15 protein-coding genes are annotated in these 13846 nt (G+C 62.3%); 5 read left to right on the top strand and 10 right to left on the bottom strand.

Going from position 1 to position 13846, the window contains the following annotated elements; translation table 11 throughout:
• Positions 1 to 161 precede the first annotated feature (161 nt).
• Positions 162 to 539, bottom strand: a complete 378-nt coding sequence (locus tag ACUY1T_RS06610; protein ID WP_446021187.1) for a septal ring lytic transglycosylase RlpA family protein — start codon at positions 537 to 539, stop codon at positions 162 to 164.
• A 263-nt stretch (positions 540 to 802) separates the two neighbouring features.
• On the opposite strand from ACUY1T_RS06610, the gene ACUY1T_RS06605 reads away from it, so the two are divergent.
• Positions 803 to 1060: a diguanylate cyclase gene (locus ACUY1T_RS06605; RefSeq protein WP_446021603.1), complete on the top strand. Its 258-nt coding sequence runs from the start codon at positions 803 to 805 to the stop codon at positions 1058 to 1060.
• Between the two features lie 104 nt (positions 1061 to 1164).
• Here ACUY1T_RS06605 and ACUY1T_RS06600 read toward each other — a convergent pair whose 3' ends face one another.
• Positions 1165 to 2064 (bottom strand): diguanylate cyclase, encoded by a 900-nt coding sequence (locus ACUY1T_RS06600; RefSeq protein WP_446021185.1) that lies wholly within the window; start codon positions 2062 to 2064, stop codon positions 1165 to 1167.
• A gap of 692 nt (positions 2065 to 2756) precedes the next feature.
• On the opposite strand from ACUY1T_RS06600, the gene ACUY1T_RS06595 reads away from it, so the two are divergent.
• Positions 2757 to 3146, top strand: coding sequence for an HIT family protein (locus ACUY1T_RS06595; RefSeq protein WP_446021183.1), 390 nt, complete (start codon positions 2757 to 2759; stop codon positions 3144 to 3146).
• A 181-nt stretch (positions 3147 to 3327) separates the two neighbouring features.
• Positions 3328 to 3708, top strand: coding sequence for a nuclear transport factor 2 family protein (locus tag ACUY1T_RS06590; protein WP_446021181.1), 381 nt, complete (start codon positions 3328 to 3330; stop codon positions 3706 to 3708).
• Between the two features lie 27 nt (positions 3709 to 3735).
• Here the strand turns inward: ACUY1T_RS06590 and ACUY1T_RS06585 are convergent, their stop codons facing one another.
• From ACUY1T_RS06585 to ACUY1T_RS06555, 7 genes are all read right to left on the bottom strand, one after another.
• Positions 3736 to 5052 carry a glycerophosphodiester phosphodiesterase family protein gene (locus ACUY1T_RS06585; RefSeq protein ID WP_446021179.1) on the bottom strand — a complete coding sequence of 439 codons (1317 nt, stop codon included), beginning with the start codon at positions 5050 to 5052 and terminating at the stop codon, positions 3736 to 3738.
• A gap of 87 nt (positions 5053 to 5139) precedes the next feature.
• Positions 5140 to 5748, bottom strand: a complete 609-nt coding sequence (locus ACUY1T_RS06580; protein WP_446021177.1) for a LysE family translocator — start codon at positions 5746 to 5748, stop codon at positions 5140 to 5142.
• 75 nt (positions 5749 to 5823) lie between these two features.
• Positions 5824 to 5955: a hypothetical protein gene (locus ACUY1T_RS06575; RefSeq protein WP_446021175.1), complete on the bottom strand. Its 132-nt coding sequence runs from the start codon at positions 5953 to 5955 to the stop codon at positions 5824 to 5826.
• Between the two features lie 168 nt (positions 5956 to 6123).
• A complete protein-coding gene (locus tag ACUY1T_RS06570; protein ID WP_446021174.1) occupies positions 6124 to 6276 on the bottom strand; it encodes a hypothetical protein in 153 nt (50 codons plus the stop codon).
• Positions 6277 to 6435: 159 nt separating this feature from the next.
• Positions 6436 to 6747, bottom strand: a complete 312-nt coding sequence (locus ACUY1T_RS06565; RefSeq protein WP_446021172.1) for a hypothetical protein — start codon at positions 6745 to 6747, stop codon at positions 6436 to 6438.
• Between the two features lie 412 nt (positions 6748 to 7159).
• Complete coding sequence (locus ACUY1T_RS06560; RefSeq protein WP_446021170.1) at positions 7160 to 8158, bottom strand: NADP-dependent oxidoreductase; 999 nt, start codon at positions 8156 to 8158, stop codon at positions 7160 to 7162.
• A gap of 43 nt (positions 8159 to 8201) precedes the next feature.
• Complete coding sequence (locus ACUY1T_RS06555) at positions 8202 to 8513, bottom strand: hypothetical protein (RefSeq protein WP_446021168.1); 312 nt, start codon at positions 8511 to 8513, stop codon at positions 8202 to 8204.
• A 194-nt stretch (positions 8514 to 8707) separates the two neighbouring features.
• On the opposite strand from ACUY1T_RS06555, the gene ACUY1T_RS06550 reads away from it, so the two are divergent.
• Entirely contained in the window at positions 8708 to 12031 is a 3324-nt protein-coding gene (locus ACUY1T_RS06550; protein ID WP_446021601.1) for an AsmA family protein, read from the top strand.
• A 29-nt stretch (positions 12032 to 12060) separates the two neighbouring features.
• Here ACUY1T_RS06550 and ACUY1T_RS06545 read toward each other — a convergent pair whose 3' ends face one another.
• A complete protein-coding gene (locus ACUY1T_RS06545) occupies positions 12061 to 12429 on the bottom strand; it encodes a hypothetical protein (protein ID WP_446021167.1) in 369 nt (122 codons plus the stop codon).
• Between the two features lie 450 nt (positions 12430 to 12879).
• Between ACUY1T_RS06545 and ACUY1T_RS06540 the strand changes: the two genes are divergently transcribed.
• Entirely contained in the window at positions 12880 to 13839 is a 960-nt protein-coding gene (locus ACUY1T_RS06540) for a GGDEF domain-containing protein (RefSeq protein WP_446021165.1), read from the top strand.
• Positions 13840 to 13846 lie beyond the last annotated feature (7 nt).

The following is a 13846-nucleotide window of genomic DNA, read 5'->3' as shown; positions in this document are numbered from 1 at the left end:
CGTCCCCCCTGCGTCCTTCGAACCGAAAAAGCGTTGCGATGCCCCTCGCTTGCACGCTTTTAAGCTTTATCGGTCAAGACGGGAGAAACTGTAGCCCTGATGAAGGTGAAACGCGTGGCGTCTTGCACCGCCTCACAGTGAGGCGATGCAAGTCGAGTGGCTTACAGGACGGTGACCATGACCGGTACCGTACCGCGCCGCAGCATGCCGAGTTCGCGTGCCGCCCGCTTGGAGAGGTCGATGATGCGTCCTTCGACGAAGGGACCGCGGTCATTGATCATCACTTCCACTTCCTGCCCCGTGTCTGCCCGAGTAACGAGCACCTTGGTGCCGAGGGGGAGGCTAGGATGGGCAGCCGTCAAGGCTTGCTGATCGAAGGAGTCGCCGCTGGCGGTGGTGGCGCCCTGGAAACGGTCGCTGTAGAAGGAGGCAATGCCTTCTTCCTGGACTTCAGCCTCGTGGGCCAGGGCATTGGCGGCGGATACCGCAAACAATCCTGCCAGGCAACAAGCGAGCAATTTTCTCGGTAGAGCTCCCATGGTATTACCTCAGGTTATCGTGTGGCGGTTATCGCTTTCATCGATGAGGTGCCGGGTGAGCGTTAGGGATAGTACCTTCCTTGGCCACATTGGGCAACCTAAGCCGTACGCTTCGATTCGCGTTCGTGGAAGAAGCCGTCGCGTTGGGCGGCGTTGGGCGCTGATCGATAAAGGGGTTTCGCTGTCGGCGGTACTGTAGCCGTGAAGAAGGGTTGATCGACAAACCGGGCGATACCTTGATAAGTATCATTTGTTGCCCTGCGGTGAGTGGATGTTCAATCGTGTCTCTTATATGCAGTACCCCTGATGTCATAGGCGACGTGACAGGAGGAGTTCCCCCTGTTTGCCGTCCGGCTCGGCTAGAGAACTGCTCCGTCCGATCGCACCTGCGGAATGGCCATGATGTCGGCGACGAGGTGCTGCGGATCGTAGCCGCCAGGCTGCGTTACCATCGGCGCCCCGGCGACCTGATGGCGCGGCTGGGAGGGGATGAGTTCGTGGTGGTGCTGCATGCTTGCTGAAGCAGGCCGGCTTGGCCTATACCGCGGGCCAAGCAGGCAGGAAGGGGGAGGGTAGCGGGCTTCGAAAGCAAGCTTGACTGCTTCTCGAAGCATGCACGTGCTGTCTAGCCGGCGCCCTGGGCACGGTTGGGCCAAGGGCTCGGCTCTTGCTCATGAGCGATGAGCCGCAGGTTCGGCACGGTTGCCGTGCGATTGCGCCCATTCTCCTTCGCCGCATAGAGGCCTTCGTCGGCCTGCTGCACCAGCACGGAGCGGTTGGCATTGCGTACCGGCAACATCGTGGAGACACCAATGCTGACGGTGACATGCTTTGCCACGGGCGAAGCGGGAAACGGGAGGGCTCGTTCCGCGAGCATGGCATGGACGCGCTCGGCCATGCGTACGGCACCTTCCATACCGGTATGCGGCATCAGCAGCACCATTTCCTCACCGCCATAGCGGGCCACCATGTCACCCGGACGTGCAGCGGCAGTACGGAGCACGTTGGCCACTCCACGCAGGCAGGTGTCGCCGGCCTGGTGTCCGTAGGTGTCGTTGAAAAGCTTGAAGCAGTCGATATCGATCATCAGCAGGCTGAGTGGCTGACGCTCGCGTGCCGCCCGGCGCCATTCCAGCTTCAGCACGCGCTCGAATTCCCGGCGGTTGGCAATGCCCAGCAGGCCGTCGCTGGCGGCCTCGTGAGCGAGTTCCGCATTCTGGGCGGCCAGGCGCTCGCGCTCCCGCAGTAGCCGGGCTTCCCGGCTACGGTAGATATGGTGCATCGGCAGGATGATCAGGGTAAGCGCGAGGGCGATGCCGCTGGCGAAGCCGGCAAGCGCGATGCCGGGGGGCAGCAAGTCCGCCGCCAGGGCTTCCAGGGAGGCGCTAACGCTGGGAAAGAGGGTGTTCTGCTCAGGTACCAAGCCGTTGAGGGAAAGGGCAGCGTCGAGCAGCAGGGTGGCGGCCAACACGCAGCCGGCAAGACAGGTCCTATTGCTCAGCGGAGACTTGGGCTTCGTATGCATGGCGTTCGTCTCGTTCCTGGGCCGTTCGGGCTGTTTGCCCGTGACAGGGTAGCGACTCTGGCCAGCTTTCGCTCGCGTGTCCTTGGCGTTCTGCTGCGTTTCTTGCGGTTAAAAAAAGGGCCGCAGAGCGGCCCAAGTACGCAGGGAACTAAAGGATAGTGCTAACTCATCGCAAGAGCGTGCCTTCGGCCGGTGGAAACAGATGAGGCTTGCTTGTCGGATTCCATCCCGCATTGCGCCGATCCGTGACGCTGCAAGTACCTCTGGTGACGAGCGGTGGCCATTTCGTATTGCCTGGCTCGTCATACCTTTGCCATTGCATTGGCATAAGCGAAAATAGTGCCATTTCTTAGTATTTTGTTTAAAAAACATGCAGTTAAAATAAGAATGGGAAGAGGTGGTACGTTTGGAGCGGGATAGCGGTACAGAAAAACACGTCAAAGTGTCCCTTAATGACGACGCCTATTGATCTTCTCTTGGAATTTTCAATAAAAACAAAGTGTTGCATGTCTCCTTTTGGAGACAGTGGGCGGGTGGTATCCAAGCCACAGGCCGGTGAGAGCGAACCGGACAGGGGAAACCTCGGAATTTTCCCAGAGAAGCCCGGGTGAACAGAGTGAGGGTAGACCGAAGGCGTCGCTCAGGCGAGACTGCCTTCGTACCTCTGACCTTTCCTGACAGGGAGAATCGAAATGGCGAGCATCTTCAGCCGTATCATCCATGGCGAGCTACCCGGCGAGTTCGTCTGGTCCGACGAGCAGTGCGTGGCCATCATGACCCTCAACCCAATGAAGCCCGGCCACCTGTTGGTAATTCCACGGGAGGAAATCGACCACTGGGATGACATGCCGGCCGGGCTGAGCGCTCATCTGATGTCGGTGTCGCAGAAACTGGCCAAGGCGCTCAAGCAGGCTTTTCCCTGCGAGCGCGTGGGAATGATGATCGTCGGCCTCGAAGTGCCCCATGCGCACGTGCATCTGGTGCCGATCGATGCGATGCAGGACATCCGCCTCGAAGGGCTTCCCCAGGCTCGGCCTGAGGAGCTGGCGGAGCATGCCGATCGTATTCGTGGGGCTCTCTAGGCGAGCCGGCCTTAGCCCAGGCGTGGCAGCCGGCTGCCTCTATGTACGCCATGGCTTACACACTTTAGCGCCGATGTCTGATAGCACTTCCGTGGCACTGGTCTAGTATGGGTATCTTCTTAAGCCTGCTGTGGTCACGGTGGGCAGTACCCGTCCAAGAGCTGGGCTTATGGAGGACACGGTGCACGAAAAACTGCTGGAGACTCGGCGGCAATGGTATGCCGCCTATATCGATGGAAACGTCGGTCAGTTGGATCATATCGAGCTCGACGACTTCGTCTTGATCGATGAAACGGGCTTGGAGGGCAAGCTGGATCAACTCGGTGGCATCGCCGAAGCCGTAGCAGCGGATCGGTGGTTTGCCCGTGGCAGCCACGCCGAGGACATCATCCTGAGACTGGTGCCGCTCGGCGATGCCGTGTCGATACACGGGCAAGGCCGGATCGTCGATGACGCCGGGATTCGACCCAGCCTCTATTTCAGCGAGCTGTGGCAGAAGGAAAATGGGGAGTGGCGGGTGCTGTCATTGCACTTCACGCATGCCGCCACTCCCTCGGGTTGAGTCGCTGGGGTTGTCTTCGTCGCGTCTTCAATCGCGCTGCTGGACACAGTTGGCATAGAAGCTCACGGTCGCCGGCCAGTCGGTGAAGATACCGATGATGCCAACGTCCTGCACCAGCGCATCGAGTGTGATCAGCTTGTCGCCTTCGCGGCGGATCACCTCTTCCGTAGTCTGGTGGTACCACTGGCCACCCTCGGCCAGCGGGCCGGAGCGCTCCAGGGTCCAGGTGATCAGCTCGAGCCCCGCTTCCTTGGCACGCTCGGCATATTCCGAAGGTACGATGCGGCTGTCGTCCTCGCCGAAGTCGGGATTGGCAGCCAGCAGCATCCAGGTCGGTGGCGCGAGAATCTGCACGCCCCGTTCGGCCAGCTCCTCCATGCTCGGCGACCAGGTGTCCGGGGCGGTATGGTCGAAGCCGTCGTCATCGTAGCGACCGTCCAGGTAGACCGCCTGCTCGCCGAACTCGGGTTCGTTTTCGATCCAGTAGAGCACGTCGTCGAGGTTGAACGACTGGGCAAAGACGTCACCGGGCGCCACATCCGCTGCCTTGTACTCGTCGATCAGCTTCTGCGCGTAATCCTGCTGGCTCATGCCGTTGAAGGGCATCTCCACCTCGGGCGCCTTGAGCTCGGGGGTCATCTTCACGCCGAGTTCCTTGAACAGGGCGATGGTGTCGGCGTGGCTCATCAGGGTGCCACGCGTGGCGTAGAGGTCGGTGCGCCAGCCTGGCGTTCCGGCCAGGTACTCCTCGAGGCTGCGCGCTTCGCGGTTGGCGCCTTCCATGGTGCCGCGCAGGGTGCGGTACTCGGCCAGCGTGATGTCGCTGGTACAGCAGCGGATCTCGGCAGCGTTGCTCAACTCGCCGCTCTCGGCGTCGATCTCGGGCGGTACGCTGCACTTCTGGGCCAGCTCGGTTTCCACGATGTTGGTGGTGTAGTGCAGGTCGCACTGGGAATGGCGGCAAACGAGTTCGTTGTCGCTGGTGAAGGTCACGTCGCATTCCACGATGCCAGCACCGCCCTGAGCCCCAGCCAGGTAGGATTCCAGGGTGTGCTCGGGAAACTGCAGTGGGGCGCCGCGATGGGCAATGACGAGATCCGAAGGCTGCCAGTCGGTGTGCCGCGCGGCGCATTCGCGCAGTTCGGCCTTGAGCTCGCGCTCGCGTTCGGTTTCCTCGCTCATGTCGTTGACCAGAAACAGCGGGCGTGGCCCGAGCGTTACCTGCCTGGCGGCTTCCACCAGGGCATCGTTCCACTCGGGAGCGTTCCCGGTCGTTTCCTGAGCCATCGTCGAGCCGGCGGCCAGCATGCCTAGGCAAGCTAGGGTGGGGAGTGTCTTGTTCATGGCGTGTCTCGCTTTCTTCCTTGTTGGCGTGGGCCACAGTTGACGCCTGTAGCCAGACTTGAGCGTAGCCATGCGTGACGAAGCGGGCTAGCGCTCCGATATCGCCAGGCGTACCGCCAGGGCGAGGAAACCCGCCGCGAAGGCGCGTCGCAGCCAGGCGAGAACCCGCGGACGTGTCAGGATCCGCTGGCGCGCGGCAGCCGCGCTGACGCCATAGACGATAAACAGCGCAAATGTCATTAGCATGAAGACGAGGCTCAGCTCGAGCATTTGTGTGAGCGGGGCCCCGTCGGTATCGACGAACTGCGGCAGGAAGGCGAGAAAGAACAGGGTGAGCTTGGGGTTGAGCAGATTGAGCAGTACGCCGCTGCCGATCAGTTGTCTCGCCTGTAGCGGCGTCTGGTCGGCGGCAGGGAGTGCGGTTTCACGCGACTTCAGCACGCTCCAGGCAATGTAGAGCAGGTAGGCGACGCCCAGCAGCTTGAGTAGCTGGAAGGCCGTGGCGCTGGCATGCAGCAGCGAGGCAAGCCCGGTGATGGCGGCGAGCATGTGCGGCACGATGCCAAGGGTACAGCCGAGTGCCGCCAGGATGCTGGCGCGTACGCCTCGGGCAAGGCCCGTGGCAAGCGTATAGAGCACTCCGGTACCGGGTGAGGCGACGACGACCAGAGAGGTCAGCAGGTATTCGAGGGTCATGGGCAGGCTCCGATAACGCAACCACGCTAGCGTGGTGCTATCGCCTGGCCGGGTCTTGAACGAAATTGCAGCCTCTCAGTGGGCTTGGATCGCGCGGCGGTAGCGCCCCGGGGAGAGCCCGAGCTGGCGGTTGAATGCCCGGCTCATCGCCATCAGGCCATCGACTCCCGTGGTGTGCGCGGCTACGTGATGACGCTCTTCTGGCATGTCGATTTTCCTGGGCCTGGAATGGCATCCACAGCCGGCTGAGGCCCAGCCAAGACTGAACGCTCCTTGGCAGGCCTCATCTCCAGTAACACTATATTTGTTACTTTAAAGATATATTCAAATGAATTATTTGAGAGGGGTGAGAATGTCAGCTTCCGGTTAGCCTAGTCAAGGCTGCTCTTCGGATGAAGAGCCGGGTGCCGGGCGCTCAAGATAGCGCCACAAGGCCTCGTGCGCAGCCTGTAACTGGCTGGCCTGGTGGGCCCAGCAGCGAAGTACTTCATCGTCGTAGCGTGCGGTAGAGGAGTAGATATGTGTCATGAACTGGTCCTCCTTCAGGACTACACCTCCAGCGTAGACGCTTTTTGCTGCAATGCAGCAAAAGATTTGTAACTGTCTGTCCCGTATCCATTCTCCAAACGCAAAACGCCCCATCCGGCGGTGGCCGAATGGGGCGTGAGTTGCTGTTGCGGTGAAACGTCAGCGCTGCGGATGTTCCTCGAACAGCTCGGCCTTGGCCTCGCGCATCACGTCCTCGCATGCGGCCTGGTGGGCGAGCTGGGTCAACAGGCTATGGGTCACGGCGAAGCCCTTGCCGAGACAGGTATCCACATCTTCGCGACTCAAATGAGGGGTCACGTCATAGTCGATCTTGATCGTTCTGCCACTACCGTCCAGCTTGTCGGCGAGGCTGCGGATGAACCAGGCGAAGCGCCCGCGCCAGCCGCTGGTCTCTTCCGTGCCTTCGTTCACGCTGAACGTACACCGCCACTCAGGTTTGTAGACTCGCATGAGTTATCTCCTGTACTGGCTTGGGTTATGGATGTTCGATCGTGATGCTCGGCTCCGCTTCTTCGACAAGACTACTTTTCCAACATAACAAAATTGTACCGAACTTTCACGGACTGTGCTGATTCGCTACGCATGCTGCTCATGGCTCTGAAGCAATGGCTGCGTTGCAGCAAGTCCTGTTCGGAACGACGCACAAGTACCCTATCGGCACAGTGACAGAAATCCTGAATGGATTCGAGCGGTATTCAAGCAGGCAAGAAGGTTGGCGGCATGCCGCTATCGGTCGGGCTGGTCGAGCCATCCGGAGAAATGGATCAGGTGAGCAGCCAAGTGCCCGCTCCTGGCGGGAGCGGGCACTTGGCATGATGGCGCACTCGCTGTATCGCCTGCTGGACAGTCCTCGGACTGCTACTCAGAGCCGTACCAGCATCTTGCCTCGGTTGGCCCCTTCGAACAGCTTGAGAAAGGCGTCGGGGGTGCGCTCCAGCCCCTCCTCGATGGTTTCCTCGTAGTCGATCTCGCCTTGGGCGACACGCGGTCCGACCTCCTCGAGGAAATGCGGATATTCGGTCCAGTGATCGAAGATGATGAAGCCCTGCATGCGGGCGCGCTGGACCAGCAGGTTCGCCAGATTGCTCGGGCCTTGCGCCTGGGTTTCGTCGTTATAATGCGAGATCAGCCCGCAGATGGCGATGCGTGCACCGACCTTGAGATTGTTCAGTGCCGCTTCGAGGCAAGCGCCGCCAACGTTCTCGAAGTACACATCGAAGCCTTCGGGACAGGCTTCCTTGAGGGCGGCACTCAGTTGCCGGGCATCCTTGCCCTTGTAGCTCACGGCGCGGATATCGTGCTGTTCCAGCCATTCGAGCTTGTCCGCTGCACCGGCGATACCGACCACCGTGCCACCCCTGGCCTTGGCCAGTTGCACGGCGAGCGAGCCTACGGCACCGCTGGCGGCGCTGACCAGTACATTGTCGCCTTCACGCAGGTTGGCAATGCGGTTGAGCCCCGTCCAGGCGGTCATTCCCGGCATGCCGAGCACGCCCAGATAGGCTTGCTCGGGGATCTGCATGTCGGGCAGGGGCTCCAGTACCTCCCCCTTGAGCTGAGCGATGTCCCGCCATCCCGCCATGTGGCGCACCCTGTCGCCCGCCTTGAAACGGGCATGACGCGACTCGATCACCTCGCCGATGGCGGCGCCTTCCAGCGGAGCGTTCAGATCGAACGGTGCGACGTAGGTCCTGACACCGCTCATGCGGCCCCGCATGTAGGGGTCGACCGAGAGCCAGGTATTGCGAATGCGTACCTCACCTTCATCCAGCGCGGGTAGCGCCTGGCTGTGCAGCTCGAATAGCTCTCTTGGCGGCATCCCTTTCGGGTAGTCGCAGATGGTGAAATAACGTGACTGCATGTCGGCTCCTTGACCAGCTTGCATCCTGCACTGCCTGGTAATTTCAGCGCGGTGGCCCTTGTTCGTACAGCTCGGCCTTGGCATCGCGCATCACGTCCTCGCAGGCGGCCTGCTGCGCCAGTTGGTTGAGCAGGGCGTGGGTGACCTCGAAACCCTTGATCAGGCAGGTATCGATCTCCTCCGCTGTCACGGCGGGCTCGACATTGCACTCGATCGTCACCGTGCGGCCCTTGCCGTGGAGCCTGTCGGCCCAGCGTCGAATGCGCCAGGCAAACCTTTCACGCCAGCTCGCTGACGCTCCGGCGGCTTCGTTCACGGTGAAAGTGCAGTGCCATTCCGGCTTGTAGATTTTCATACGAACCTCCCGTTCCGGCTGGGAACATCCCGCTGTCTCTCCTTGTTTACCGTGGTTAACGGTCGAGACGTCCATGTTTCCAGCATAGAAGCTTTATTGGCTGGGAGCAGGTTAGCGAGTGTGAAGGCCAAGTGAGAAAGCGCATACGGTGCGCAAGGCGGGGGCGGGATTGGACCGATTCCGTGTCTCTGTCCATGGTTAGGGTATCGATCAATTTCACAACCATGGACGGAATGGTGAACAAGGTCGCTCGTCGAGTTGCCATGACAATAGGGGCAGTGCTGCTGGTGCTGGTGGCCGCGGCGCTGTTCCTGGAGTCCGCCTGGTTTCGTGGCTGGCTGGAAGACCAGGCCGGCGAACAGTTGGGGCGTGAGGTGGCGATCGGTGATCACGGCATCGATTGGGGCTTGCCGTTGACCCTGCGGCTCAACGAGGTGCGCATCGCCAATGCGAGCTGGGCCGACGATCCCATGGCCCGCCTCGATGAACTGTCGGTGACCCTTGATGTGGGCGCCTTGCTGCAAGGCGAGATCGAGCTGGAACGGATTGGCATCCGCCGGCCGGAGGTGCTCCTGCTGCGCCGTGAGGACGGCAGCACCAATATCGATGACCTGCTGCAGGGTAAGCCGACCGAGGAGCAGGAGATTCCCCTTTGGCCCAGAGCCTTCGATATCGACCAGGGGCGGCTGGTTTTTCGCGATGCAGGCCATGGCGTCGAACTCGACATCGCTTTCTCCACCCCCGGTGAGAGTGTCGAAGAGCTGAGCGTGGTTCTTCGCGGGGAGGGTAGTGCACAAGGCGAGCCCGTCCGGTTTCAAGGCCTGCTGCACCTGCAGATGGAAGAGCGCCGTGGTGCCATCGAAGCATTCCAGGGGCGAATCGGAGATGGTCGCCTGCGCGGTGCCTTGGCGCTGGATCTGGGGCGCGAGATACCGCGCTTCGCGGCCAATCTCGAAGCCGACAGCCTCGACCTGGACCGCTGGATCGGTCTGTTTGCCGATGATATCCAGCCGGCCGAGCCCGATCCTGCCGGGCCGGAGCGCCCCTTGACGGACAGGCTGGGAGTGCTGCGCTCCTTCGAGGCTGAGGTCGATCTGGACATCGGCCGGCTGCAGCTCGCCGAGCGCGCCTTCCACGAGGTGGTAGTACAGGCCGCGCTACGAGAAGGGCGGCTGTCGATCGGGCGGTTGCAGGCGAGAGAACCGCTGGGGAATGGCGGGGAGCGCCTGTTGCAGGTTCAGGGGCGGGTGGACGTCGAGACCCGAGCCGCTGCCGTCGAGCAAGGGCGGCTGCGTTACCGGGATACGGTGCAGGATATCGAGCTCGAGGCGATCTTCGAGACCCCCGCTGAGGCCATCAACGGGCAGCGCCTGGCCGTACGCGGCGAGGGGCACGTTCAAGATGACCCCTTGGCGTTTCATGGCCTGCTTCGCCTTGACCTGGACACATGGCGCGGCGGCATCGACGGATTCGAGGCGAACATTGGCGATAGTCGCCTGGAGGGGCGGCTGGCGTTCGACCTGGGACGCGACGTTCCACGGCTGGCGGCCGAGCTGGACGCCGATGTACTCGATCTGGACCGTTGGGGCCTGTTCGAGGACGCCCAGGAAGATGCAACGCCTGGGGATGAAGATGCAGTACAGGATGATGAGGAGTGGGACCATCGCGTAGCCCAGGCCCTGGCAGGGCTGGAAGCGTTCGAGGCTTACCTCGACCTGGCGCTCGGGCAGCTTCGCTACGCCGGCCAGACCCTGCATGCCCTGACCTTCGATGCGACCCTGGAGGAGGGGCGGCTCTCCATTGCCCGGCTTCAGGCCATGCAGCAGGTCGATGAGGAGGCGCCGCGCTCGCTGAACGTCCAGGGCTGGATCGAGGTCGATGAGCAGCGCCTGGTAGCCGACCTGCAGGCGCAGTTGGACCGCATCGATCTGACCGCAGCGCTATCCCCGTTCGGGTTTGGTCCCTTGGGTACACTGGACGGCAACCTCAACACCCGCGTGGTCGACGGTGGGTTGCTGTTCGAGAATACCGCGCTGGACTATCTCGCTCCGCATTGGGGGCTTGCGCTCTCGTTCACTGCCGACACGCTCACCGAGGGCGTGGAGGGGCAACGGGTGCACCTGGTCGGCGAGGGCAGCTACGAACAGGAGCCCTTCGGCTTCGACCTGCTGGTGGGGCCGCTGCTGGACCTCACCAATCCCGATAGACCTTATCCGGTAGCCGGAGAGCTCGCCAGCGGCGATACCCGGCTTTGGATCGATGGCAGCGCGGTGCAGCCCTTCGCCCTCGAAGCGGTAGAGGGCCGTGCCCGCCTCGAGGGACCCAGCCCGGCGGAGCTTACCGACCTGACCGGCATCATCCTGCCCGAACTGCCGCCCTATCGGGTCAGCGGTTACCTGCGCTACCAGGATGGCCAGCTCGATATCGATGGCCTCGAAGGCGGCTTCGGCGACAGCGACGTGGCCGGTGACGTGCGCATGCACTTCGGTGACCGTCCCAGGATATGGGCGACGCTCGTCTCGCAGCAACTGGAAGCGGACGATCTGTTGCCGATGCTGGGCATGTCGCCGGAAACCGGTACGGACGAGACGGCTTCGCCCGAGCAGCAGCAGTGGGAGGCGGAGGAGCAGCGTGCTGGGATACTGTTCCCCGACCGTGAATGGGACCTGGAGGCGCTGCGCAACACCGACATCGTGCTGGACTACGAGGCGGTCGACGTGCAGGCGAAACACGTCCCGTTCGAAAACCTGGCGCTCGCCCTGGAGCTGGAACAGGGGGTAATGACGGTCGAACCCCTGCGGCTGGGGCTCGGTGGCGGCCGGGTCAGTGCCTCCTGGGTCATGGATGCACGCCAGGCGGCCTTGGAGGGCAACCTGCAGCTGGCGCTCGACCAGGTCAATCTCAGCGCGCTACTGGAAGAGGCCGGCCTGCCCGAGGTGGCCCGAGATACCCTGGGATTGATCGGTGGCCGTGGCGATTTCCGCTACCGCGGGCGCTCCATGCACGAGGTCATGGCCGGGCTCGATGGCGAGCTGGAGCTGGCCATGTCCCAGGGCTGGCTGGACATCATCGCCGCCGAACTGCTGCCGCTCAATGTGGCCAATGCATTGGTGGCGGCACTCACCGGCGAAGGTCAGGTACAGCTGGAGTGCACCTACCTGCGTTTCGTTGCCGATAGCGGCCTGGTCGATCTGGATGAGTTCTTCATGGCCACGGAGATCGCTCACTTCGAGGGAGCCGGTGCCATCAACCTGGCCACCGAGAGAATGGACTTGGCCTTCCAGGGGCACAATCTCGATCCCACGCTGTTCACCGGTAACTCGCCGGTGGAACTGAAAGGGTCGTTACGCGAGCCGGAGGTGAACGTCATCACCCAGGAGTTGATCGCGCGTGGTGCCCTGTCGCTACTGGGCGCCATCGTCGCGCCCCCCCTGGCAATTCTGCCGTGGATCGATCTGGGTGGTGGCGAACGGGTCGGGATGGGCTGCGAGCGGGCGCTCTCGGCGTTCGAGGAGTAAACCTGCCAAGGCGGCCGATAAGCAAAGGGTTACTGCGCCTCGTGCCACGCCTCATGGCCACAGCTCAGGCAATGGAAAAGCGCCTCATAGCCGGAATCGGTCGCATCCGAACGACGCAGCGTTCCCGCCTGGTAGGTGAAGGAGCGCAGCGAGCAGAGCGGGCAGCGAATCTCCTCGTGGCGCGGACCTCGCGGCAGGGCGGGTGACGTCGCGTTGACAGGGGCAGGCGCGCCGGCTGCTTCAGCGATGGCGCTATCGAGTTCCTTTTTCACCGACTCCGCCAGGTGACGTGCGGTATCGGCCTGGTCGGCAGCGGCGAGCTCGGCCAGTCGCTCGATGTCTTGTTGTACGGCTTTCAGCCGTGAAGCGATATCGGCCATCGGGGTCACCTGCCTCATCGTTTGCGCTCTCGTTCTATCAGCATAACCCGGACTTGCCGATATGCCATTCATCGTGTGTCAGTCAATTCACCGTGGCCGGCTCCAGTTCAGGAATGGAGAGCGGCCCCGGCGCGTATTTCATTGTTTTGTCAACGCTACTTTCCGTTACGCTATGCCGAGCTTCTTCCGCTGCCAGTCGAGAAGCGTCAAGGCCAGCGGCAGGACAGGTGCGGAGGCGAACATGAACAGGCCCGAACGGTTCCCCGAGGAAAAGCATCTTTCCTCGGTTGGCGACGACTTCCAGGAAGGCCCGCAAGGGGCCGTCTCGCGACTCTGGCGCGACCTGATGACCTCGGGTGGTCGCACCTCGGAGGGTTCCCCCACTATCTGCGCATTACTCTGCTGAACCTGATTCAGGGCGCGGCCATTTTCGTCTGGTCCCTGTTCCTGGTCTTGATCCTGTTCGGCGTGCTGGAATCCTCTCCGGGGCGCCTGGCCATCGATTCCGCAGGCCTGATGGTGGCGATCGGGGTCATCACCGGCCTGCGCCTGGGGCTTCCTGTCGCCTGGGCCGTGCATGTCACCCACGTCTTTCTCTTCGTTTGCCTGCTGGGGCTGTCGATCGTTCGGGCCGACAACCCTCTGACGATGACCCTGCCGCTGATCTACCCCGCCCTGGCATTCCTGCTGCTCGACGACATCCGCCGCGGGCTCGCCGGCACCCTGTTGATGACGGCGGCGCTCAATATCCTGCTCGCCACCGGGTTCGGCCCCACCCTGCACGATGGCACGATGCTGCTGGACGGGGCACTCACCGTTACCGTGGTGATGCTGTTCCAGGCTGCAGTCATGGCGCTCTACCTGTACCACCGCAAGCAGGCGATCCTGATGTTGAGGAGGATAAGCCTGAGCCTCAACGAACTCGCCAGTCACGATCCGCTGACCGGGCTCTACAACCGCCGTACCTTCATCGAAGTGCTCGAGCGTGAATTGTCGCGCCGGGATGACGACGAACGCCAACTGGCTTTCCTGCTGTTCGATGTCGATCGTTTCAAGGCGTATAACGATCACTTTGGCCATCCCCAGGGCGATGAGCTGCTGAAGCAGCTTGCCGGCACGGCCAGCGAGGTCTTCTCCCGTGGCGAGGACGTGGTGTTTCGTCTCGGCGGTGAGGAGTTCGGCGTGGTGTATCACACCGAGACGCCGGAACAGGCGGCGCACATGGCCGATCGGCTACTGGCCTCGGTCGAAGCCATGGGAGCCCCGGCACCCGCAGGACCACATGACAATGTCACGGTCTCAGCCGGGCTCTACCTGGTACAGAGGCGGCATGCCACTACCGCCAACCATGTCTACAGCCGGGCGGACCAGGCGCTTTACCGGGCCAAGGAGGCGGGCCGGGCACGCTGGCTGCACGCCACGCCATGAGCCTTGC

Source organism: Billgrantia sp. Q4P2 (genome assembly GCF_052806135.1).
The sequence above is the reverse complement of the archived record's forward strand: the minus strand, read 5'-3'. Positions and strand labels throughout refer to the sequence as shown.

What these genes read in the sequence shown, in the direction of transcription:
- ACUY1T_RS06610 (WP_446021187.1), bottom strand. Translation starts at nt 539, where the DNA reads ATGGGAGCTCTACCGAGAAAATTGCTCGCTTGTTGCCTGGCAGGATTG.
- ACUY1T_RS06600 (WP_446021185.1), bottom strand. Translation starts at nt 2,064, where the DNA reads ATGCATACGAAGCCCAAGTCTCCGCTGAGCAATAGGACCTGTCTTGCC.
- ACUY1T_RS06595 (WP_446021183.1), top strand. Translation starts at nt 2,757, where the DNA reads ATGGCGAGCATCTTCAGCCGTATCATCCATGGCGAGCTACCCGGCGAG.
- ACUY1T_RS06585 (WP_446021179.1), bottom strand. Translation starts at nt 5,052, where the DNA reads ATGAACAAGACACTCCCCACCCTAGCTTGCCTAGGCATGCTGGCCGCC.
- ACUY1T_RS06580 (WP_446021177.1), bottom strand. Translation starts at nt 5,748, where the DNA reads ATGACCCTCGAATACCTGCTGACCTCTCTGGTCGTCGTCGCCTCACCC.
- ACUY1T_RS06575 (WP_446021175.1), bottom strand. Translation starts at nt 5,955, where the DNA reads ATGCCAGAAGAGCGTCATCACGTAGCCGCGCACACCACGGGAGTCGAT.
- ACUY1T_RS06570 (WP_446021174.1), bottom strand. Translation starts at nt 6,276, where the DNA reads ATGACACATATCTACTCCTCTACCGCACGCTACGACGATGAAGTACTT.
- ACUY1T_RS06565 (WP_446021172.1), bottom strand. Translation starts at nt 6,747, where the DNA reads ATGCGAGTCTACAAACCTGAGTGGCGGTGTACGTTCAGCGTGAACGAA.
- ACUY1T_RS06560 (WP_446021170.1), bottom strand. Translation starts at nt 8,158, where the DNA reads ATGCAGTCACGTTATTTCACCATCTGCGACTACCCGAAAGGGATGCCG.
- ACUY1T_RS06555 (WP_446021168.1), bottom strand. Translation starts at nt 8,513, where the DNA reads ATGAAAATCTACAAGCCGGAATGGCACTGCACTTTCACCGTGAACGAA.
- ACUY1T_RS06550 (WP_446021601.1), top strand. Translation starts at nt 8,708, where the DNA reads ATGGTTAGGGTATCGATCAATTTCACAACCATGGACGGAATGGTGAAC.
- ACUY1T_RS06545 (WP_446021167.1), bottom strand. Translation starts at nt 12,429, where the DNA reads ATGAGGCAGGTGACCCCGATGGCCGATATCGCTTCACGGCTGAAAGCC.